The organism is Hassallia byssoidea VB512170, assembly GCF_000817785.2.
GTDB classification, from domain to species: domain Bacteria; phylum Cyanobacteriota; class Cyanobacteriia; order Cyanobacteriales; family Nostocaceae; genus Hassallia; species Hassallia carrinoi.
In genome coordinates this window covers 1-23399 of record NZ_JTCM02000036.1, presented here as the reverse complement: position 1 = coordinate 23399, position 23399 = coordinate 1, and the positions used below count along the sequence as shown (strand labels likewise).

The window sequence follows — 23399 nt, the reverse complement described above, 5'->3', positions numbered from 1 at the left end:
AAATGTAGTCCATAATACTATTATTTTTTCTTATTCTTCTTTAAAAAATTACATTTGTATAAAGATTTACTTAATTTACATTTTTTTAGAAGCAAAAAAGCCGTAAATATAACTAATATACTCAAATCTTAACAGGGGAAAGTTACCATTCCCCTCTAACAATTAAGTTACTTATATTTTTGTGAAAAAGTATGATTTAGCTAATCGGAAATTACTGATAACGACACAATAAATTGCGGATTTCTTCACGCACATTCATGAGGATTTTACCAAGACAGTTTTCACCAGTTTTATCTGCACCACAGCCCCAAAAATAATCGTTAGGGGAGTTTTCTACAAGTAAATTATCGCCTGTAGCCAGCAGAGTATCTCTAATTTCGGCATGAGTGAGAAACTTTTTGAGTACAGCTTCTTTCATAACTTGAGTTTTGACTGCATCCCAATCAGAACGAAGTTGACGCGTGCTACACCGTCCCAAGGCAGCAGCTTGTTCTGGCGTTTCGGCGGCATAAATTGAAGGTATAATCGCTGCATCCACGCTACCAACAAACTTTTGCGCTTGATAATAATGCTCCACCGTTGACCAGTAAGTACCCCGGATTTCGATTCCGTGGGGAGAAAAGTTAGAAAAGCAGCCGTAAGGCTCCCAAACCTTGTAAAAGTAAATAGTCATTTCAAAATTGCTATGATTATGTATCAATTTCCATCATGCCTGTAGATGCAGAGTTTCAGGTACTTAATTTAAATTAAAGAGCAGTACTTGCCTCTGGGCAGAGGAAATCTATCTAAAGACAGTTATATTGTGTAACCAAGTCTGTCTATAAGGTTTGATATTGTGCAAAGTAGTGAGACAAGCAACCGACAATCACCTGTCATTACAGCCGGGATTGTCCTTGGTATTGGTCTGGGAGGATTTTTTGATGGCATCGTCCTACATCAGATTCTTCAGTGGCATCACATGCTCAGTAATGTTCGACCGCTGACAACAACCTCCAATATAGATTTAAACATGGTTTGGGACGGATTGTTTCACGCATTCGACTGGGTGATGACCGTCATTGGAATAGTATTGCTATGGCGTGCTGGAGGACGCGATGATGTTCGTTGGTCATCAAAAACCTTTTTCGCATCTTTGCTCATCGGTTTTGGGTTATTCGACGTTGTTGAAGGATTAATCGATCATCAAATTCTCGGTATCCATCATGTTAAACCAGGTCCGAATCAGTTAGCCTGGGATTTGGGATTTCTTGCCCTTGGTGCGCTTCTTGTTGCCATCGGCTGGATAATGATACAACAAAATAAGCAAGAGTAATTGGGCATTGGGCATTGGGCATGGGGCATGGGGCAATGGGTATTGGTAATTGGGCATTGGTAATTGCTAATTGGTAATTGGTAATTGGTAATTGGTAATTGGTAAGGTGTTCTTTCTCACTCCCCACTCCCCACTCCCCACTCCCCACTCCCCACTCCCCATTCCCCACTCCCCATTCCCCATTCCCCCTATGTCTACAGAATCGTTTGAAAAAACAAGTTGGAGTTGGCAGTTGTCTGTGTTGCGGCAACAGGTAGGAGAATGGGTGGAGTACCAATTGTCTCGCTTGAAGCTGGATTTTCCACAATTGCCCTACGGATGGTCGATTGATAATTCTTGGCTGGGTAAGTTGCTGAACTTTGTTTTTTGGCTTTTGCTAGCTTTGTTTTTAATTTGGTTAGGTTGGCGATTGTGGCGAGTATTTAGCCCTTATTTGTATGCGAGGCTTAGAGCTAGAAATAGTGCTAATTCTCAAGTAAAAATCGGCGACAGTGATTTGTCAGTGTCTGGGTGGTTGGCGCGATCGCAAGAACTCTATCATCAAAATAATTACCGTGAAGCTATTCGTTGTCTTTATTTGGCGATGTTGCAACACTTGCATGATACTACCATCGCGCCTCACAAATTCAGCCGCACTGATGGAGAATATCTGCAATTGCTACAATATAAAGTTACTCCGATGCAGCCTTATGAAACTTTGATTACCACCCATGAGCAATTATGCTTTGGTAATACTGAGATATCCTTAGAAAATTATCAGCAGTGTCGGGAAGCATATCGGGAAATTGCGAGTGGGGAGTAGGGAGTGGGGGAGTGGGGAATGGGGAATGGGGAATGGGGAGTAGGGAGTGGGGAATGGGGAATGGGTAATTGCTAACCACTAACATTTAACCACTAACACCTAACCACTAACATTTAACCACTAACCACTAACCACTAACCACTAACCACTAACACCTATAAATATGAAACGCTCAAATCGCGTTGTTTGGTTTGGAGCGATCGCCGCTTCGGTCATAATTTTAATTAGTTTAATCGCTGCTCCCAGCAATAGCAAAATTAATATTGGTTCTACTTATAACCGCGCTCCTGATGGCTATGGGGCGTGGTATGCTTTTATGCAACAGCGGCATTCTATCCAACGCTGGCAAAAGCCTTTTAAAGAATTAGAGACACAAACACGTCCTGTCACTCTTTTACAGGTAAACAGCTACCTAGAAACACCAATTATTTCGCCTCAAGAGCGAAAATGGTTAGAAAAAGGCAATAATTTGGTAATTTTAGGTGTGCGTTCAGATGTTACAACAGCCAAATTTAGCACGATGCAAAAATCACCGTTTGGCGATGTCAAGATTGATACCGGACGGCGGCAGCAATTGTCAGCAGGGGAAGAAGTTGATTTAGGCGATCGCTTTGGTGCTGTAGTCTGGGAAAAGCAATATGGTAAAGGAAAAGCGATTTTTGCGACTACTCCTTATTTAGCAGCTAATGCTTATCAAGATAACTTAAGTAATTTCCAGTATTTAGCTGATTTGGTAAGCAGTAAAGGTAACATATTATTTGTAGATGAATATATCCACGGCTACAAAGATGCCAGCGTGAGAAAAAGTGAAGGAGAAGGAGACTTATTTAGTTATTTGGCGAAAACTCCTTTATTACCGATGTTAGTGCAAGCGATCGCCTTTCTTGGGGTGTTAATTTGGGCACAAAATCGCCGCTTTGGTAAACGAGAAACTGACGATACACCAGAGATTAACAATAGCCAAGCATACATCCAAGCTTTAGCAGGAGTCTTGCAAAAAGCCGATAAAAACGACTTTGTTGTTGAAATGGTAGGCAAACAAGAACAACTGCAACTGCAAAAAGCCTTAGGATTAGGGCAAGTACCTATCGAACATCAAACTTTGATAGACGCTTGGGTGGAAAAAACAGGTGCGACTGCGGCAGAACTACAAGCAGTTTTGAAGGTACAATCTCGACAACAACCCATGAGTGAGCGAGACTTGATAAGCTGGTTGAGGAAATGGCAAAGCCTTCGGATTAAAAATTAAGGCGTTGCATATTGGGGGATGATTTGACAATACATGTTGATAAATTTTACACATTGTAGAGACGTTCCAGCAAAACGTCTCTACGATTCATCGCAAGATTATGCAACGCCAAAATTAACAATATGAATAATCATCCTGCCTTAACTCGCCTCGAACAAGGATTAAATCGTATAATTGTCGGACAATCCACCCTAATACAGCAGATATTAATAGCACTGCTGGCAGGTGGACACATAATTTTAGAAGGAGTACCGGGAACAGGTAAAACACTTTTGGTGAAAGTGCTGGCACAATTGATTCAAGCCGACTTTCGCCGAATTCAACTAACCCCCGATGTCTTACCATCAGATATTACTGGTACAAATATTTTTGACTTGAATAGTCGCAATTTTACCCTGAAAAAGGGACCAGTATTTACAGAGGTGCTATTAGCCGACGAAATCAACCGCACTCCCCCGAAAACACAAGCAGCGTTACTCGAAGCAATGGAAGAAATGCAGGTAACGCTAGATGGTGAAAGTTTGCCTTTGCCTGAGTTATTTTGGGTGATTGCAACCCAAAATCCCCTAGAATTTGAGGGAACTTATCCTTTGCCAGAAGCGCAATTAGACAGGTTTTTGTTTAAGTTGGTGGTAGATTACCCGGATCAAGCTGCGGAAAAGCAAATGTTGCTGAATCGTCAAGCGGGTTTTACAGCGCGACGCTTGGATATTGCACGTTTGAAATCAGTCGCAACGGTAGGCGAAATATTAGAGGCGCGACAAGCGGTAAAAGAAGTTAAAGTATCGGAAGCGATCGTTGATTATCTTTTGGCATTAGTTAAAGCATCGCGTCAACATCCCGATTTAGCTTTGGGTGCATCTCCTCGCGCTACCGGCGCTTGGTTGCAGACATCTCAAGCAGCAGCATGGTTGAGTGGAAGAGATTTTGTTACCCCAGATGATGTTAAAGCAGTTGCAGCACCTTTGCTGCGTCATCGCCTCATTTTGAAACCAGAAGCAATGCTGGATAATTTGCACATTGATGCAGCGATCGCCTCAATTATTAATAAAGTATCAGTACCAAGGTGAAAAAAGTAGAGACGTTCCAGTGGAACGTCTGTACTAGAAAAGCAATGTTGTGAAGAAGTGTTTAATTTAAAAAACAAAACTTCAAACTCATAATTATCAATTAATTTATAATTTATACTCAATTGATTTAAGTAAACGAGATAAAATTTATGCGACACGAAGTAAAAATTCTAGAACCAACTGATTTATGGTATCTACAAAACAACATCAATAAAGAAACTAACAAATATTACCATCCCACCAAAGATATTCCATTTGTTCAGCAAGTGGAAATTAAACTAGAAAATTCCGGAGTCGTCATTCAAAAAGGTTCGTTGCACAGGTGTGTGGGAAAATTAAATTATGGTGTTTATAAAACTGATAGTCGTCTCAAAGATATATGGATATCTTTGACAACAGAAGTTGATTACAACGCTCCTGTTTATAAAGGTACTGGTATGGTGTATCTTGAACCTCAACAAAAAGGATATTTTTTACATTACACATCTATTGATTTGTCAGAACAAGAACAATGGGAATTTGATGATGGGATATTTCAATTTTGTTCTGACAATGTAGTTATCGGTACCAAACGATTAAAATTTCGCCAAATGTCTGGTTCTACTGATGGCAGATGGAGAATTGCTATTAGAGCTTTATCTGGGCAAGAAGCTAAAGTTATTACAGGTACAATTGCACCAACTAAAGTTATTGAACTAAAAAGAGGTGAAACTTTAATTGCTGATTATGACATGGTTAAAGGATTTACAAACGGAATTGAAGAAGATTACCGAAAATTAGGTCATTTTGGTAAAGGAGGTGGAGAAGGTTTTGTTTGGATTTATAGCGGTGAAGGTAAAATATTAGTCTCGGAAACTGATGGAATGAATCTCGGATAAATGAATGTCGTTTTTCGTCAGAAAAATTTACTCTTATTTCTCATATCCCCGACTTCGCGAAGTTGGGGATATTGATTTAGGACTGTTATACTTACTCTTAATTTTAGATTTGATTTGAAGCTGTCAAGCCGAAAATTTCAATCATCAATAAATTTATGGTTCCTGCAAGAAGAGTTTATTTTTTATTACTTTCGGGAATTGCGATCGCACCCATTATCGCAATGTTTCTTAATATATCAAGTAGCATCGCCATAACTTTACTATTTGATGTCATAATTTTGGCGTTAATGATTGTCGATGGTAGGCGATCGCGTCGTCACCGTGTAGAAATAAAACGCGACTTACCACCAAGACTATCAATAGGACGCGATAACCCGGTGGTGTTAACGGTAAAAAGTCACACAAACGGCGTAATTCTTATCCGCGATTATTACCCATCCGGGTTTGGTGTATCTACACCAACAATCCGCGCTGCTGTGCAAAGTGACAGCACCCAAGAATTAAATTATACCGTTAAGCCAACGCAGCGAGGAGAGTTTTCTTGGGGCGATATTCAGGTGCGACAATTGGGACTTTGGGGTTTAGCGTGGGATGATTGGAAGATTCCGCAAAGTCTGCGGGTGAAGGTTTATCCAGATTTGATTGGATTGCGCGAACTTTCAATTCGTTTGACACTACAATCATCCGGTTCGATGCGTCAGCGTCAAATGGGTATGGGGACAGAGTTTGCTGAACTGCGAAACTATCGCACAGGAGACGATTTGCGGTTTATTGATTGGAAAGCTACTGCACGTCGCGTAGGTGCGTATGGAAATGCATCGCCATTAGTGAGGGTTTTGGAACCAGAACAAGAGCAAACCTTACTGATTTTACTCGATCGCGGGCGGTTGATGACATCAAAAGTACAAGGTTTGCAGCGATTTGATTGGGGTTTGAATGCAACATTGTCCTTAGCTTTGGCGGGTTTACATCGAGGCGATCGCGTCGGAGTGGGTGTATTTGACCGCCAGATACATACGTGGATTCCCCCAGAACGCGGACAACATCATTTAGGTAATCTCATAGATCGCCTGACTCCGATTCAACCGATATTACTAGAATCTGATTATTTAGGTGCAGTCACCAATGTTGTGCGACAACAAACCCGCAGGGCGCTTGTAGTGGTGATTACTGACTTAGTTGATGTCACCGCTTCTGCCGAACTCCTCGCCGCACTTTCCAAACTTGCACCGCGCTATCTGCCGTTTTGCGTCACCTTGCGCGACCCGGAAGTTGATAATTTAGCACACACCTTTACAGAAAATGTTACACATGCTTATGCCCGTGCTGTCGCTTTAGATTTATTAGCCCAACGACGAGTTGCCTTTGCACAGTTGAAGCAAAAAGGTGTATTAGTACTTGATGCACCAGCTAATCAGATTACAGATAAATTAGTTGAGCAATATTTGCGACTAAAAGCGCGAAATCAACTTTAGCAGGACTTACGCAAAAATTCTCTCTCTTCCTCATTCCTCTGCGTCCTCTGCGTCCTCTGCGGTTCGTTTTTCCATGACTTTGCGTAAGTCCTATTTAGAACTGTTAATTATGGCGAATTAGCATTGTTGGAATCTTCTTCATCAGATTTTGCAGCCAGTAACAAGGGTAATAAAGCACCTGCAACACCTCCACAAAAAGAAATTAAGGCAGAGATAGCATCTTTTGTGAGATATTTGGCTAAAAAGCTGGGACGAATGCTATCAACGATAAAATTGGGGTCTAACCCGATTTCTATACCTTCACTTCTTCCTGAGAAACGTACTTGCAAACCTTGAGGTGCTTGCGATCGCACTCGCATCTTAGCCAATAACTCAATTCCTGGCTTGCCTGTGATAAAAAACTGATTGGGTTTCAATTCCAACTCCTGTTCTGCCATGCGGACTTTACCTTCGAGGATGGTGGAAATTTCCAAATCATCTTCCACATTGCCAGTGCGATCGCTGCGGGTAAATCTCACATTTTCTACAGCTAAGTTTCCTCGCAACCATTGGCTGGAAACTTCCGGAGTTACTTTTGGTAAGTTTATATACAATGTTGTCGGTGGAGTTAAATCGAATTCAAACTGAGATGATTGCGGAGTAAAGATAAATTCAATTGGGTTGGGATTTTCGGGAGTATCTTTTTTACCTAACTCCGCAATACTGTAACCTTCTAAATTAACTTTTAGGGGTTGACTGCCAATTTCGAGATTTAATTTACCGAGTTTTGTTGCTTTGGTTGGAGAAGATTTAGCAGCATCTATAGAGTTTGTATCTGTTTGCAAACATAATTTTTCGGGATTATTACCTTTGTCTAAACAAAAAGATAAAATATCTCCATAGGAATTATAAGTGAGTTGATTAATTTCTGTATTTGGTTGTATTCTGATTTCAGTCAGTTCTATTTCACTCGGCTTTTTGGGTTCGGATGGTTCGAGAAGTAATTTACTTTTGGCGTTGGTTAATTTTACTGTGATTTGCTGTAGCTGGTTTAATTTTGCGTCAGATGTGCTACTAAATTTACCTTTCAAAGTTAAAGTTTGCTGGCTTTGTAGTTCAATTTTTTTAATTTCCCGAATCGAGTTAAGAAATAGCTTATTATCTTGATTGCCTGCATAAATAAAGCTGATTTTCTCGGTAGTGAAGTTACCTTCAAAGACGTGAATACCGCGCCAAAATAATGATGTGAAAATCAAGGAAATACAAATTAGCAGGATAACCAGACCCAAAATAAATGTAGTTTTTTGGGTTAAATAGTCTTTGATTTTTTGGAATTGATTATTTTTCGGAAACTTCTTAATTTTATTTAACTGTTGTTTCAGCTTGGTAAAATCGATTTTTCGCCGTGGTTTTTGCCTGCGTACCATGATTTATCTCAGCCAATTTGGGTTGTGTTCAAAGGCAATTTGTTTAGTGATTTTCTCCGGTGATCTGCCGATTTGCTCTTGTTCAGCAATTACATAAAGCTCGTAGCGACCAGCAGGAATATTTCTGCCATCCCAATTAAAAACCACTTCCCCACCCTGGAAATTATTGCGAGGGGTGGTGTGAATAACTTTACCATTACGCCGGATTTGAACAGTAGTAAATTTTGCCCGACCGGGAGTATAAAACACAAATTGATATTGTCCTGAGGTTCGTTCTAAAATTACTGGAACATACACCACTTGGGAATCCAGATTCACATCAGCTAAGGCACGCAGACTAGTTGGGAGAATTTGCGCTTGATTTAAAATAAAAGGATTCCAGGAAAAAACAAATAGAGAATTATTTGAGGTGAGAGACACGTTATCCAAAATATAGTTTTTGCCCAGAGATTGCACCCTAACATCTGGCTTCGCGTTGGCAATACTGGGAATTTTTAATGTGAGAGTATTGGGATAGCTATTGATGCCAATAGTCGCAAAAGAAATCAAGCGCAAACCCCTATCGCTATTTCGCTGTTTAATTCCCTCACAACGATTGTCATCTCGGCGAATATATACGGTAGATTTCGGGTCTCCTGACGGACAAGCTTGGGCTGGAATGCTAAGACCGAAAATAAATAGGCTGGTAAAGAAGGCAGTGTATTTCATATTGTTCGTGTTTTTTATATTATTAAGAAACGAAATTAAGAATCTGGTAGGGTGCGTTATGGACGGAACGTCCTAACGCACCGAAAGTCTCGGATGGTGCCGTACCCTCAGCAATAACACACCCTACTGGCGTGGCAAGACTAAAATGTTGCAATAGATTTTTGATAAAATTGAGATAAATCAATGTTTTCTGCTTTTTTGTTAATGCACTATTTTAGCCTTGCCACGCTACTACTAGCGTGACAAGCCTAAAATGTTGCAAAAAAAATTTGTAGGTTGAGGGTAAGTAACTGTAACTTAATATCTAACCAAATCTCCCATTTATCCTTATATTTGGGTAATCCAACACCAAGAACCTGTCGTTTATTGAATTCGGGCAGTCGTTTATCGAATTCGGGCAGTCGTTTATCGAATTCGGGCAGTCGTTTATCGAATTCGGGCAGTCGTTTATCGAATTCGGGCAGTCGTTTATTGAATTCGGGCAGTCGTTTATTGAATTCGGGCAGTCGTTTATTGAATTCGGGCAGTCGTTTATTGAATTCGGGCAAGCACGGATAATGCACGCATTTAGCCAAGCCACACCCTACAAAGCTAAAAGCTAATTTCATTGATTTAACGAAATCCCCCAACTACGCAATTGTTCGACCACAATATCCATGCTGTAAGCAAAACCAAATCCCCCTGTCGCGGAAATTTGCGGTTGGTTCGTACTGACTGGTTCCTTAAAATTTTGACTGGGGTCGCTAATTTGAGTCATCAAACCGACAACAACCTGCTTTTGCGGGTCGATTACAGGTCCACCCGAATTACCTTGTGCGAGGGTTGCTTGTATTTGCAACTTTTGGTCTTGGGAGAGGAAATTGCTAACTTCCCCAGAAACAACAGTCCAGTCAGCACCATTGCTGGGATGACCAATGACGCGCACCTGGGTAGTACGGGGAACTCGACCAGAAGCAATTGGCAAGTGTTTGATATCATCCGGGATGCCAGTAACTTCGAGTAAGGCTAAATCTAAGGGGTTGGTGGTATCGGTGATATTAACAATTTTGGCTGCGTAACGAGGTTTAAATTTACCCTTAGGAGGTTCGCTATAAAATTCCAACTCGATTTTTTCGCTTTGTCGTCCGCTTCTTTCAAAATCTGTCACCACATGACGGTTTGTGACTATCCAGGCTTTATTTCCCTCGCGTTTGACTACCCAGCCAGCACCAACACTATTACCAGTGGGGATTTGGGCAATAACCCGCACCACAGAACGTAATACACCAACTAATGGTTCGTCTTGGGGAGTGGGCAACCATTGGCGATCGCTTTCCACTTTGGGTGGGGGAGGGCTTTTTCGCAATGCTAAAAGTCGCTGTGCTTCCTTGAGATTGTTTTGGGCAGTTGCATATTTGGGGTCTAGTTTAATTGCTTGCTGATATTCCTGGATTGCTTCTTCTAACTTGCCTTGTTGTTCTAATACTAACCCTAAACCATTGTGAGCTAAAGTATGAACGCTTGCAGGACTACCAGAATTATTTTCCGGCAATTGTAGGGCTTTGCGGTATGCTGCGATCGCTGAGTCTAATTTCTTCTGCTGGGAGAGCGCAGTACCCAAATTGTAGTAAGCACCGGCATAGTTGGGGTTGAGTTGGATGGCTTTGCGGTATGCTGCGATCGCTGAGTCTAATTTCTTCTGGTCAGAGAGCGCGTTACCCAAACCGTTGTAAGCTAAAGTATGAGCGCTTGCAAAAGTAATAGATGTATCTTCCGGCAATTGTAGGGCTTTGCGGTATGCTGCGATCGCTGAGTCTAATTTATTCTGGTCAGAGAGCGCAACACCCAAATTGTAGTAAGCTTTGGCATAGTTGGGGTTGAGTTGGATGGCTTTGCGGTATGCTGCGATCGCTGAGTCTAATTTCTTCTGCTCAGAGAGCGTATTACCCAAACCGTTGTAAGCATAAGCATAGTTGGGGTTGAGTTGGATGGCTTTCCGCAATGCTGCGATCGCTTGCTCTAATTTCTTCTGGTAATAGAGCGCCTTACCCAAATTGTAGTAAGCATTGGCATTGTTGGGGTATTGTTGAATTATCCTGCGCCAGATATTTTCAGCCTGGGTGTAGTTTCCAGCTTCTTGGGCTGCATTACCCTGTTGAAATAACTGTTCGACACTTTGGGCAACTGCCACCAAAGGTGTTGCTGCCAGAGATAGACTTAAAAATAAAGCAACAATTTTTAAACACCGCATGTCTCTTATAAAAATGGGGAGCTGGGAATGGAAAGACCTCAGAACCCCAACTTTTTAAAAAAGTCGGGGATATTGTTCTTTAAATCTCTAACTTTTGATAGATGCGGAGAATATAAATTAAGTAATTTTTCATAAAACTCAGATTTAAAACTCTTTGTCAGTTAAAAGAAAGAAGGCTTTCTGCTCTTTTGTGGTTGCAGGATAGAAGTTGGTTTTGAAAGCATTAGTAAAAGGCAATAATTTTGACGATTATGCTGAAAAATAGTTCTTTCTGAATACACATATTCTACAAATATAAGTAGCCAACAAGTTCCTGCATACAGCAGAGTTTATTAGACACAGGCGTAAAAAAGAATGTAGAGACGTAGCACTGCTACGTCTCTACAAGGGTTATGGATAATGTATATTTAAATTGAGTCGATGTCTCTTACCGAACAGCTTGACGCCGACGAGTTTTCATTAAGCCGAATGCAGCGATCGCAAACATTGCCGCAGTCGCAGAAGGTTCTGGTATCTTAGCAGCTCCACGAGCATTTGCTTTACCAATATCAATCGCAAACACTGTATCGTTATAATCTTGATCGCCACCACCCCATATATCCTCGAAACCTAGCACCAGATAGTCTTTATAGTAGTAAGCTATAGCGTGTTGCAAATTATCTGGGTTGAGAGCTTGATCTAAACCAAAGATAGCTTTAACTCCATTTTCGTAGATGCCGCCGTTAATATCGTTAGCAACTAACTGGAAATCCAATTTTGTACCAGCTTGAAACGAGCCTAAATTCACCCAGTCACCTACATTCAAGGGTTTATAGGGTGCAACTTTGCCTGGTAGCGCGTCGTTCGGGTTTGGGCAAAACTGGCTAAAATTAGGGAAACTGCGATCGCCAGTATTACAAGAGGTATCGCCGAAAATTATTTGACCTGTCTCGACTTGAGAGCCGGTAGTAGCTTTGAAATCTAAGCGATCGCGATATATGTCAGCCGTTTCGCCGATAAAGAATACTTTGGGATCGTAGTCAAATTTCAACGTTAGGTCAGACAAATTAACCTGTTTTGCCTGAATGGTATCAGGAGACAAATAGCGACGTTCTTCGCCAACAAAAGCTCTAAAGTCTTGAAGAATATTTTTGAAATCAGCTGGAGCTTCATCTCGGCTTTTGATTTCAAAAGCGCTTGCAGGTGCAGCGGATAATAAACCAGTTCCTAACGCAGCAGCGAGTAAGCTATAAAAAAATTTCTTTTTCATAATTGCCTTTATTTCAATACCAAATCGATTTTGTTTGCTAAATACATTTATATGTAACAATCTAATTTTTTATGCATAGTCAAAAGACATGAAAGTGGATATGGCTGTTTTCCGGTGTGAATACTTAGCCCCGCTTGCGATTAGAATACACTACCAAAACCACAAACAAACTCATCCCCAGGAGATATTTAAAAGGACTTGCTACACTAGGATTGGGAGAAAAAAATCCTTCGATAGTACCAGCAATTATCAACATTGGGATAATGCCAAATAGTAACTGCACTGCCAGAGAACCGTAAAATTTCAGTGCGTCACGACGGTTATATTTACCGGGAAATAAAATTGCCCTGGCGAGTAAAAAACCTGCACCACCAGCAAAAAAGATGGCGGGTAATTCTAAAGAACCGTGGGGAAATACAAACGCCCAAAACGGATAAGCAAGATTATTTTGACTGACTAGGGTGGCAAGGGCACCAATTAATAAACCATTGAACCATAACAAAAATGTGGTGTAAATTCCTCCTGTCATGCCACCTGCGATCGCTCCAAACGACACTGATAAATTATTAATCGTAATATTGCTCGATGCTAAAGGTTCAATTCCAACTATTGACCCCATCCACAATTTATGCTCATCTCGCACCTGGGTAATTAAGCTTTCCGGGACGAGAAGTGATATGAAGGTGGGATCTTGCCACGCATACCACCAAGCGATTAGCGCTCCTAGCAGAAAAATAGTAGTGGCTGTGGCAATATATGGAAATGTTTGCTGCACCACTGCTGGTAATCCCCAACTATAGAATTCTACCACTGCTTGCCATTCTTGTCGCCGGGAACCCTGATAAATCTGCGTATAAGCGCGAGTTGTCAATAATTGTAAACTTTGCGTCAAAGTATTGCCTACTTTCTGAGTCTGAGCGCGGGCTAAATCTGCTGCCACCGAACGGTATAAACTCGCTAGCTCTCTAATTTCCGTTGCTTGCAGTGACTTGATTCCTTTTTTTTCTACTTGTCTTAATAAAGCATCTAGACGCTGCCAGTTTGGTTCTCGTCGAGAAATCCAACGTTGAATATTCATAAACTTTGGGAATACTTTATTGAAGTTATCTTAAGATAGCCTCAAATTCCAAACTTACTTTACAACAGAATTTGGCATCATGTCTCCTAATCACGGTTCTCCCGGAACAATACAACCACTTAGCCTCGGTAATGTCGTCAGTGCCGGAATCCGATTATATCGTTCTCACCTCAAGTCTTATCTTAAACTGGCATTTAATGCTTATTTGTGGATATTTGTACCAATTTATGGTTGGGCGAAATGTGGAGCAATTTTAGCTTTAATATCCCGGTTAGCCTTTGGTGAATTGGTGGATCAACCGGAATCTGTAGAAGGAGGTCGCAGAATCGTAAATTCGCGCATGTGGCAGTTTTTCATTATGGGTTTGTTAATGTTTGGAATTGGTCTGGCTTTAATCATTCCCTTTTCTATTTTTATCGGGATTGTTACCGCTTTTTTTGTTGGCAGTATTGCCGCAGGTGTTACCCCAAATGCAACTATTCTTTTGGTTGTTTCTCTGTTAACACTCATTTTGATACCAGTTTTATTCGTTGTTTTTCTGTGGGTACAAGCTCGCTTTTTTGTAGTTGAAGTTCCACTTGCTATTGAAGACAATATTGATGGAACCTCAACAATTGGTCGCAGTTGGGAATTAACAAAAGGACATGCTTGGCGAATTGTCGCGATTTTATTAGTCGGTTATTTAATTACAATACCGATACAAATTCCTTTTACTATTCTTAGCAGTATCATTCAGGCAATTTTAGCATCTTTAGCTCAAGAAAATCGAGGTTACGCCGTTCTTTCACAACTGGTAAGCCTAATTATTGGTTTAATAAGTGCCGCGTTGATTGTACCGTTTTGGCAGTCAATCAAAGCAGTAGTTTATTATGACTTGCGGAGTCGTCGGGAAGGGATGGGATTGAAGTTACGAGACCGGGATATTTAAACATTAGTACAAAAACTGCTATGCACTTATTCAACAAAATTAAATTCCGCACACCAGAAAGTGTAGAACTAGAATTTACTCTTGCCGGCATCGGTAATCGCGCTTGGGCACTGCTAATTGATTATCACGTTTTGGCTGCTTTTATGACGGTGTTTGTTGTTGTCTGGGTGACAGTTGCAGTGCAGTTGGCGGATTTGTGGACAATAATTTTTGGCAAGCAGGTGAGTTTGTGGTTAATAGCGATCGCCTTGATCACCGGCTTTGCTATTTACACAGGTTACTTTGTCTTCTTTGAAACTTTATGGCATGGTCAAACCCCCGGCAAACGCTTTGCGAAAATTCGCGTTGTTCGAGATGATGGTAGACCTGTTGGTTTGCAACAAACAACATTACGCGCTTTACTTAGACCGATTGATGAGTTTTTCTATCTTGGCAGTTTATTTATCATCTTTAGCGATCGCGAAAAGCGTCTAGGTGATTTAGCCGCCGGCACAATTGTCATTCAAGCTCAAAGACCGCTTGCATCAACGACTTTGACAATTTGCGAACAAGCAAAGCCGATATATGAGCATTTGCTGCAAGTCGCCGATTTATCAGCATTATTGCCCGATGACTTTGCCGTTATTCGCGAATATTTACTCAGACGCACGCAGATGTCAACAAAAGCAAGAATGAAGCTGGCTTTAGAGTTGACTCAGCAAGTTCAAGACATTATCGATTTAGAAAAGTTACCAGAAGCCGTTGTTCCGGATGTCTTTTTGGAAGCTGTTTATTTGGGTTATAAACAAATTGGGGAGTGGGGAGTGGGGAGTGGGGAGTAGGGAGAGGGGGGGAGGGGGAGAGGGGGGGAGGGGGAGAGGGTTTTGAATAATTTTACTTTTCTTTACATATAGGACTTACGCAGAATGATGATGAAACGAACCGCAGAGGCGCAGAGAACGCAGAGGTTGAGAGTTTGGGAGAGTTTTTGCGCTCATTATTGACATATTTCAGTTTTTTTGTGCCTACTTAATTACAAATTCTTTTTCCCCCTCTATCTCCAATCACCTTGCAATGTGAAAGCTGCCCAATAGTAAGGATTTTGCCACTGCTTCTGCTGCCACAGTTGCAGTTGTGCATCCCGCAAAGCAGATGTGGGAGATTCTCCTTGCAAAATCGCTTTATAAAATAACGGCATCAATTGCGATGTGCCTTCGTCGTCAACCTGCCACAAAGACACCACAGCCCGCTTTGAACCAGCAGACATCAATCCTCTTGTCAACCCCATCAACCCTTCACCTTTGACATTTTTACCCAAACCGGTTTCGCAGGCACTCAAAACGACTAACTCGGCGCCCAAATCTAAGTTGAAAATGTCACCCAAACGCAGATAACCTTTTTCAACTTGCTTACCTTGTTTATCGATTTGCGAGAGGACAATTCCCGATAACTCAGGGTTGGTAGTATCGACAATACCGTGGGTAGCGAATTGCAAGAACCGATATTGTTTGAGTTCTGGGTTGGTTGCGAAGTTGTAATTGGCATCAAAATCATAGGCATGTATGCTTTGGGAAGGTGATACAAGTTTGAGGATTTTTTCGGCTTCTGTGCGTGTACCTGGTAGGGACATTAATCCGTTACGCTTGAGGTTTTTCATCGCACGTTGCAAACTCGAACGGTCAAAGTTGGAGTCGGGTACTATGGCAGGTTCTTTGCCTGTGACTCGCTTATCGTCAGCGGCAAATACGGGGTCAGCAAGGATTGCCAGGGTTTTGGGTGCGGGTTGACGTTTGTTTAGTTGTTGTCGCTGGGTAGCGATCGCTGTCACGGATGGTAGATTGACGATTTGGTGGTTGACTAAAAGAGGCTGATATGTTGTAGTTAATTTAGCGGATGGGTCTGCTAATGCTGCAAAGGGAATGTTTTGCAAAACTCCATCAGCGACAATTACTAATCGCTTTTTCCCTAACTTGTTAGCGACGGGTGCGAGAATTATTTGGGTGAGTTGGGAAGCTGGCTTATTTATTGCATTAGGATTATTTCTGTTGATTAGCTTACGACCGAGAACTATAACTTCTCGGAAATTATTTGCAGCATCCTCGATTTGTTTCTGTCCGGGGAGTTCGTAGGAGTCGAGAGAATCGGGTGTGACTGCCCAAAGATAGCTGCGGTCTTTTCCTAATGAATATTGCAACAGCACGGTGTCTTTATCGAGTTGTTGCTGAATTTGCGACAGTTTTAAAGGTTGTGGATATCTGATTGCAGCATATTCTGGGTTGGTGGTGCGGATTTTGGTTTGCAGTTCGCGGTATTGGTCGAGGAGATTTTCGCGTTCTTTCTTGCGTTGTTCGATAGAATTTTTCAGGATAAGGTCTTTCTGGCTTTGTGATTCTAAGTTGTTTAGTAGTTTCTCTGTGGCTTCAATTCGTTGTAATAAGCTAGTTTCCTGTTCTAGTAGTTGGGGGTTTGCACCTTTGCGGATCTTGGCATTTGCTTCGGTTAACAGTTCGATTAGTACCCTAGCACGCGATCGCTCGTTGGTATCAACAGCCAAAGCATCGTATCTTTTGGATGGGTCTTTTTTATGCAGTTGCATCAACAGGTCAACTTTGAATTGGTAATAATCCTGCACTGATGCAAAATAGGAAGTGCGTAAATCTTGTCTATCGATTTTAGTGCGTAAATCTTCAATGATAGCGATCGCAGCTTCGATATAAGTGAGTGCTGGTTGTAAGTTGTTTTTGCTGCGTTTTAGGGAAGCTAGATTGAACAGAGTGTTAGCTTCACCACCTTTGTCCCCCACTTGACGACGCAACGGCAGTGCTTGGTCGAAATATGACAGTGCTTTCTGTTTTTCTCCTAAATTAGAGTAAACTTTCCCGATATTATTGAGGGTAGTAGCTTCTCCACCTTTGTCTCCCACTTGACGAAGCAATGGCAGTGCTTGGTCGTAATACGAAAGTGCCTTCTGTTTTTCTCCTAAATTAGAGTAAACTAGCCCGATATTACTGAGAGTATAAGCTTCACCACCTTTGTCCCCTACTTGACGAAGCAATGGCAGTGCTTGGTCGTAATACGAAAGTGCCTTCTGTTTTTCTCCTAAATTAGAGTAAACTGCCCCGATATTAGTGAGGGTTGCAGCTTCAACACGTTTGTCCCCCACTTGACGAAGCAATGGCAGTGCTTGGTCGTAATACGAAAGTGCCTTCTGTTTTTCTCCTAAATTGTCGTAAACTTTCCCGATATTATTGAGGGTAATAGCTTCACCACCTTTGTCCCCTACTTGACGACGCAACGGCAGTGCTTGGTCGTAAGATGTGAGCGCTTTCTGTTTTTGTCCTAAATCATCGTAAACTACCCCGATATTAGTGAGGGTACTAGCTTCACCACTTTTATTCCCCACTTGACGAAGCAACGGCAGTGCTTGGTCGAAATATGACAGTGCTTTCTGTTTTTCTCCTAAATCTGAGAAAACTAGCCCGATATTATTGAGGGTAATAGCTTCACCACCTTTGTCACCCACTTGACGATGCAACGGCAGTGCTTGGTCGAAATATGTGAGTGCTTTCTGTTTTTCTCCTAAATCTGAGTAAACTTGCCCGATATTATTGAGGGTAATAGCTTCACCACCTTTGTTCCCGACTTGACGAGACAACGGCAGTGCTTGGTCGTAATATGACAGCGCTTTCTGTTTTTCTCCTAAAGCATCGTAAACTACCCCGATATTACTGAGGGTTGCAGCTTCACCACTTTTGTTCCCCACTTGACGAACCAACGGCAGTGCTTGGTCGTAATATGACAGCGCTTTCTGTTTTTCTCCTAGATCTGAGTAAACTAGCCCGATATTATTGAGGGTAGTAGCTTCACCATTTTTGTTCCCCACTTGACGAAACAACGGCAGTGCTTGGTTGTAATATGACAATGCTTTCTGTTTTTCTCCTAAATTAGAGTAAACTAGCCCGATATTATTGAGCGTAGTAGCTTCACCACCTTTGTCCCCCACTTGACGACGCAACGGCAGTGCTTGGTCGTAATACGAAAGTGCTTTCTGTTTTTCTCCTAAATCTGAGTAAACTAGCCCGATATTATTGAGGGTATTAGCTTCACCACCTTTGTCCCCCACTTGACGATACAACGGCAGTGCTTGGTCGTAATACGAAAGTGCTTTCTGTTTTTCTCCTAAATTAGAGTAAACTAGCCCGATATTATTGAGGGTATTAGCTTCACCACCTTTGTCCCCCACTTGACGATACAACGGCAGTGCTTGGTCGTAATATGATAGTGCTTTCTGTTTTTCTCCTAAATCGTCGTAAACTTTCCCGATATTATTGAGGGTAATAGCTTCCCACGTCTTATCATTTATCTGTCGATACAGTTTCAGCGCTTCTTCCAATTTGCCAATTGCCTGCCGCAAAGATTCTGCTGTCCCTTGCTGATATAGTTTGAATCCCTCATCTAATGCTCGTTTCGCTGCTGCGCTGGTTTCTTGTTGCGATTGGGGTTGCTGCTGCGCTTTCACTTCGTAGCGTCCAGCAGCTATCCCCACATCAGACAGCAACAGCAGACTGATAAATACAGCAAAGGTTCGATGGGTAAAAACTTGGATATTCCAATGTTGGTTTTTTATTTGTTTACCCATAACTGATTCCCCTCTGTTCGCTGTAATTATTAAAACCTACAATTACACTTATTTCTAACGCTTTCTTGCTTATAAAGGGAGTGGGGAGTGGGGAGTGGGGAGTAGGGGACAAGGGGACTCCTTGGAGAATATAGCGGTTATTGGTTGAGTCCAATACACTCGTAGGGGCACGGCAATGCCGTGCCCCTACACGCGACGATAGAACAATGCAATTGCATCCAACTAAGAGCGGCTATAATTCTTCTTTCCCCCCATCCCCCCCTCTCCCCCACTCCCCACTCCCCACTCCCCACTCCCCATAAAGAAGGAAATCTTAAGAGAAAAATCTCGCGGGGGATTGTGGGATATTCTTATATAGGTGAGAATGTGCCTTTAAGAAGTAAGATGAAGCTGGCAGCAAGAGTAAGTCAAGTGTCCCCTTCGTTAACCTTAGCGATCGCAGCTAAGGCTAAGGCTATGAAGGCTGAAGGTATCGATGTTTGTAGTTTTAGCGCTGGAGAACCGGATTTTGACACGCCGGCTCATATCAAAGCGGCAGCGGTAAAAGCTTTAGATGAAGGCAAAACCAAGTATGGTGCTGCCTCTGGTGAACCAAAGTTAAGAGAAGCGATCGCTCACAAGTTAAAAACTGACAATCATCTCGACTACAAAGCAGAAAATGTCATCGTCACTAACGGCGGTAAGCATTCTCTCTACAACTTAATTGTCGCACTCATCGACCCTGGCGATGAAGTAATTATCCCCGCTCCCTATTGGCTAAGTTATCCAGAAATGGTCACGCTGGCAGGTGGTGTTTCCGTGATTGTGCCTACAGATGCTTCCACGGGCTATAAAATTACACCGCAAAAACTGCGAGAATCAATCACGCCGAAAACAAAGTTATTTGTCCTCAATTCTCCCTCGAATCCCACGGGGATGGTATATACCCCAGAAGAAATCAAAGCTCTAGCAGAGATAATAGTTGAAAAAGATATACTTGTAGTCTCCGACGAGATTTATGAAAAAATACTCTACGACGGTGCAGAACATTTGTGCATCGGTTCGTTAGGAAAGGAGATTTTCGACCGAACTATTGTCAGTAACGGCTTTGCGAAAGCTTACTCGATGACAGGATGGCGGATTGGTTATCTTGCAGGACCCACAGAAATCATTAAAGCGACAATCACCATCCAAAGTCACAGTACATCAAATGTGTGTACCTTTGCTCAATATGGGGCGATCGCTGCATTAGAATCCTCCCAAGATTGTGTAGAAGAAATGCGTCAAGCTTTCGCCAAACGCCGGCAAGTAATGTTAGATAGACTTAACGCTATTCCCGGTTTAAGTTGTGAAAAGCCAGATGGTGCGTTTTACATGTTTCCCGACATCAGCAAACTCGGTGTCAAATCTTTAGAATTTTGTGACGCTTTGCTAGAAAAAGAGCAAGTTGCAGTCATTCCCGGAGTCGCTTTTGGCGCCGATGACAATATTCGTCTTTCTTACGCCACCGATATGGCAACAATAGAGAAAGGAATGGATCGATTAGATAAATTTGTGCGATCGCGTATTTAGTCAATAGTCAAGAGTCAATAGTCAAAAGTCAACAGTCAAGAGTCAAACTCGAAGTTTCGAGTTCCAAAGCTGAAGTTTCGTGTTCTGAACTCGAAGTTTCGTGTTCTGAACTCGAAGTTTCACCTTCAGAAGCTCAAGTTTCACCTTCAGAAGCTCAAGTTTCACCTTCAGAAGCTCAAGTTTCACCTTCAGAAGCTCAAGTTTCACCTTCCGAAGCTCAAGTTTCACCTTCAGAAGCTCAAGTTTCACCTTCCGAAGCTGAAGTTTCGAGTTCGGAAGCTGAAGTTTCGAGTTCGGAAGCTGAAGTTTCACCTTCAGAAGCTCAAGTTTCGTGTTCCAAACAAAACTTTACACCGTCTGTTTATAAACATACGCCTAATTAGCCCACGAAGGTGGGCTTTGTTCGTATAGCCCCACCCTTCTAGGGTGAGGGCGATAAAATAAAATTGATATTAGAATCCATCACACCTTGCCAAGATGAATTTGTACTCTCAATTTATCATGCCTCGCTTGCTCGACTGGAGCATGAGTGATGCGAGTCTATCTAATTATCGTCAGCAAGTATTGGCACAGGTGAGCGGCGAAACTTTAGAAATCGGCTTTGGCACAGGATTAAATTTACCCTACTATCCCAAACACATTAAAAAGCTGATAACAGTTGATGCCAATCCTGGGATGAATGCACTTGCCTTGAAACGCATTCAAGCTTCAGATATTGTTGTCGAGCATAACGTACTCAGTGGCGAAAATCTACCCTTCGCTTCGCAAAGCTTCGATAGTGTGGTTACTACTTGGACATTATGCAGCATTGCCAACGTCGAGCAAGCTTTAAAAGAAATTTACCGCGTCCTAAAACCGCAAGGAAGATACTTTTTTATCGAACATGGATTGAGTAACGATGCGAAAGTGCAAGTTTGGCAAAATCGTCTCACCCCGATTCAAAAAGTCATTGCTGATGGTTGTCATTTAAATCGCGACATCAAGCATCTGGTTGAAAATCACTTCAGCCACTTGACAATCGAACAGTTTTATAGTGAGAATTTGCCCAAAATACTTGGCTATCTCTACAAAGGTGTAGCACTCAAACAGTAGTAAAAGTTCGTAGTAACCACTTTAGTGGTTAAATTAACGACTAGTAAAGTCTCAGTGCAATGATTAATCACAACAAATTGGTAATCGGAATCGACTGTAGTACCACTGCCTGTAAAGCGATCGCTTGGAACAAACAAGGAAAATCTGTAGCCGAAGGACGGGCAACTTATCCATTATTACAACCACAAGCAGATTGGTATGAGCAAGATGCAAACCAATGGTGGTATAGTACTTGTGATGCTCTCAAGCAATTGCTGACTCAGATAGATACCAAACAAATAGAAGCTATTTGTATCACCCATCAACGCGAAACTTTTGTAGCTGTAGACAGTGAAGGTAAAGCTGTTCGCAATGCCATTGTTTGGATGGACAAACGCAGCCGTCAGCAAGTGAATTTTTTGGCAGAGAAAATTGGCAAAGAAGAACTTAACCAACTGACCGGTAAACCAAATGCCATGACTCCTTCTCTACCCAAAATTATTTGGCTAACTCAGCATGAGATGGAAACTGTTAGCCGCACCCATAAATTCTTAGATGTTCATGGTTATTTAGTCTATCAGTTAACCAAAAATTTCCGCACTAGTTTAGCATCTGCTGACCCAATGGGAGTCATCGATATGCAAGCTAATACTTGGGCAGATGATTTACTTTCTTGTTTAGGACTGCAAACAGAACAATTTGCCGAGTTAGTACAACCAGGTTCGGTAATTGGCTATGTTAATGAAAGTGCAGCAGCAGCCACCGGATTACCAGATAATTTACCGATAATTGCTGGTGCAGGTGATGGTCAGTGTGCAGGTTTGGGTGCAAATGCTGTTGGCAATAACCGCGCTTATCTAAATTTAGGCACTGCGATCGCTAGTGGCATCATCAGCAGAGATTATTTGGTAAATTCAGCCTTTCGTACTGTGTATGCACCTATTGAGAAATCTTATTTTCTGGAAAATGTGTTACAGGGTGGTGTATTCACGATCAATTGGTTTGTAGAAAAATTTGCCAATGACTTGCGCTATAACAATTTAAACCTCAGTCCAGAAGAAATTCTGGAAACGGCAGCCGCAAAACTACCTCCTGGGGCAGATGGTTTAATATTAGTACCTTACTGGAATCATGTGATGAATCCCTATTGGGATGCGTCAGCCACTGGTATTACTATCGGTTGGACAGGAACACATGGACGGGAACATCTTTATCGAGCAATTTTAGAAGGTATTGCTTTTGAACAAAGGCTTGTAGGGGATGGCGTCATGGCAGCAATGCAGCAAAAGTTCAGCGAGTATGTAGTCATGGGTGGTGGCAGTCAAAGCCCTCTTTGGTGCCAAATTATTGCTGACATTACAGGTGTGCCAGTGGTGCGTGCTACAACTACCGAAGCCACTTGTTTAGGAGCAGGAATTCTCTGTGCTGTTGCAGTGGGGTGGTATCCTGATATTAATATTGCTGCTGAATCGATGACGACGGGTACTGGATCGCGTTTTACACCAGATTCTCAAACCCAAGCTATTTATGAAAAACTTTACACTGAAGTCTACAAACCATTATTTCCTACCTTACAGTCATTAGTGCAGCGATTAACAGATTTAACACAAGTTCAAAAAAACTAGTTGGGGTTATATCATGTCCGGGTAATTAGTTATGATTCCTATAGTCAAGAAGCACCCCTCCCCTTAATCCCCTCCCCGCAAGCGGGGAGGGGAGACAAAGCTACGCTTTGGCGGGGTGGGGTTCTTTGGGCGATCATAAGTAATCAAAC

The 23399-nt window shown here is 42.0% G+C and carries 19 protein-coding genes; 11 read left to right on the top strand and 8 right to left on the bottom strand.

Features of this window, described 5'->3' with window-relative positions; genetic code table 11:
- Positions 1–211 precede the first annotated feature (211 nt).
- Entirely contained in the window at positions 212–673 is a 462-nt protein-coding gene (gene ybiA, locus PI95_RS16870; RefSeq protein ID WP_039738505.1) for a riboflavin biosynthesis intermediates N-glycosidase, read from the bottom strand.
- Between the two features lie 162 nt (positions 674–835).
- Between ybiA and PI95_RS16865 the strand changes: the two genes are divergently transcribed.
- The 6 genes from PI95_RS16865 (at position 836) to PI95_RS16840 (ending at position 6786) form a co-directional block, all read left to right on the top strand.
- The gene (locus PI95_RS16865) at positions 836–1312 is read left to right on the top strand and encodes a DUF2243 domain-containing protein (protein ID WP_039738504.1); all 477 of its coding nucleotides are present in this window, start codon (positions 836–838) and stop codon (positions 1310–1312) included.
- Positions 1313–1502: 190 nt separating this feature from the next.
- Positions 1503–2114, top strand: a complete 612-nt coding sequence (locus tag PI95_RS16860) for a DUF4129 domain-containing protein (RefSeq protein ID WP_039738502.1) — start codon at positions 1503–1505, stop codon at positions 2112–2114.
- Between the two features lie 163 nt (positions 2115–2277).
- A complete protein-coding gene (locus PI95_RS16855; RefSeq protein ID WP_039738500.1) occupies positions 2278–3363 on the top strand; it encodes a DUF4350 domain-containing protein in 1086 nt (361 codons plus the stop codon).
- A 122-nt stretch (positions 3364–3485) separates the two neighbouring features.
- On the top strand, positions 3486–4433 hold the full coding sequence (locus PI95_RS16850) for an AAA family ATPase (protein WP_039738499.1): 948 nt from the start codon (positions 3486–3488) through the stop codon (positions 4431–4433).
- Between the two features lie 149 nt (positions 4434–4582).
- Complete coding sequence (locus tag PI95_RS16845) at positions 4583–5311, top strand: AIM24 family protein (RefSeq protein WP_039738497.1); 729 nt, start codon at positions 4583–4585, stop codon at positions 5309–5311.
- Positions 5312–5466: 155 nt separating this feature from the next.
- Positions 5467–6786, top strand: a complete 1320-nt coding sequence (locus tag PI95_RS16840) for a DUF58 domain-containing protein (protein ID WP_039738496.1) — start codon at positions 5467–5469, stop codon at positions 6784–6786.
- A 107-nt stretch (positions 6787–6893) separates the two neighbouring features.
- Here the strand turns inward: PI95_RS16840 and PI95_RS16835 are convergent, their stop codons facing one another.
- The 6 genes from PI95_RS16835 to PI95_RS16810 all read right to left on the bottom strand — a co-directional run bounded on the left by PI95_RS16835 (position 6894) and on the right by PI95_RS16810 (position 13457).
- Positions 6894–8192, bottom strand: a complete 1299-nt coding sequence (locus PI95_RS16835) for a hypothetical protein (protein WP_039738494.1) — start codon at positions 8190–8192, stop codon at positions 6894–6896.
- A 3-nt stretch (positions 8193–8195) separates the two neighbouring features.
- Positions 8196–8900: a flagellar hook assembly protein FlgD gene (locus tag PI95_RS16830; protein ID WP_039738493.1), complete on the bottom strand. Its 705-nt coding sequence runs from the start codon at positions 8898–8900 to the stop codon at positions 8196–8198.
- 248 nt (positions 8901–9148) lie between these two features.
- Positions 9149–9508, bottom strand: a complete 360-nt coding sequence (locus tag PI95_RS16825) for a hypothetical protein (protein WP_039738492.1) — start codon at positions 9506–9508, stop codon at positions 9149–9151.
- Positions 9505–11130, bottom strand: coding sequence for a tetratricopeptide repeat protein (locus tag PI95_RS16820; protein ID WP_052324704.1), 1626 nt, complete (start codon positions 11128–11130; stop codon positions 9505–9507). Before PI95_RS16820 ends, PI95_RS16825 begins: the two co-directional genes overlap by 4 nt.
- 427 nt (positions 11131–11557) lie before the next feature.
- Positions 11558–12379: a DUF4114 domain-containing protein gene (locus PI95_RS16815; RefSeq protein WP_039738491.1), complete on the bottom strand. Its 822-nt coding sequence runs from the start codon at positions 12377–12379 to the stop codon at positions 11558–11560.
- 124 nt (positions 12380–12503) lie between these two features.
- Positions 12504–13457: a stage II sporulation protein M gene (locus PI95_RS16810; RefSeq protein WP_039738490.1), complete on the bottom strand. Its 954-nt coding sequence runs from the start codon at positions 13455–13457 to the stop codon at positions 12504–12506.
- 79 nt (positions 13458–13536) lie between these two features.
- On the opposite strand from PI95_RS16810, the gene PI95_RS16805 reads away from it, so the two are divergent.
- Both PI95_RS16805 and PI95_RS16800 read left to right on the top strand, forming a co-directional pair.
- Entirely contained in the window at positions 13537–14385 is an 849-nt protein-coding gene (locus tag PI95_RS16805; protein WP_039738489.1) for a DUF7847 domain-containing protein, read from the top strand.
- A 20-nt stretch (positions 14386–14405) separates the two neighbouring features.
- Positions 14406–15206 carry an RDD family protein gene (locus tag PI95_RS16800; protein WP_039738486.1) on the top strand — a complete coding sequence of 267 codons (801 nt, stop codon included), beginning with the start codon at positions 14406–14408 and terminating at the stop codon, positions 15204–15206.
- A 212-nt stretch (positions 15207–15418) separates the two neighbouring features.
- On the opposite strand, the gene PI95_RS16795 is transcribed toward PI95_RS16800, so the two are convergent.
- Complete coding sequence (locus PI95_RS16795; protein WP_039738484.1) at positions 15419–19003, bottom strand: tetratricopeptide repeat protein; 3585 nt, start codon at positions 19001–19003, stop codon at positions 15419–15421.
- Positions 19004–19387: 384 nt separating this feature from the next.
- Here PI95_RS16795 and PI95_RS16790 point away from each other — a divergent pair, with 384 nt between their 5' ends.
- The 3 genes from PI95_RS16790 (at position 19388) to PI95_RS16780 (ending at position 23250) form a co-directional block, all read left to right on the top strand.
- Positions 19388–20554: a pyridoxal phosphate-dependent aminotransferase gene (locus tag PI95_RS16790; RefSeq protein WP_039738482.1), complete on the top strand. Its 1167-nt coding sequence runs from the start codon at positions 19388–19390 to the stop codon at positions 20552–20554.
- Between the two features lie 477 nt (positions 20555–21031).
- Positions 21032–21646, top strand: a complete 615-nt coding sequence (locus tag PI95_RS16785; protein WP_039738478.1) for a class I SAM-dependent methyltransferase — start codon at positions 21032–21034, stop codon at positions 21644–21646.
- A gap of 59 nt (positions 21647–21705) precedes the next feature.
- A complete protein-coding gene (locus PI95_RS16780) occupies positions 21706–23250 on the top strand; it encodes an FGGY-family carbohydrate kinase (protein ID WP_039738476.1) in 1545 nt (514 codons plus the stop codon).
- The last annotated feature ends 149 nt before the right edge of the window (positions 23251–23399 follow it).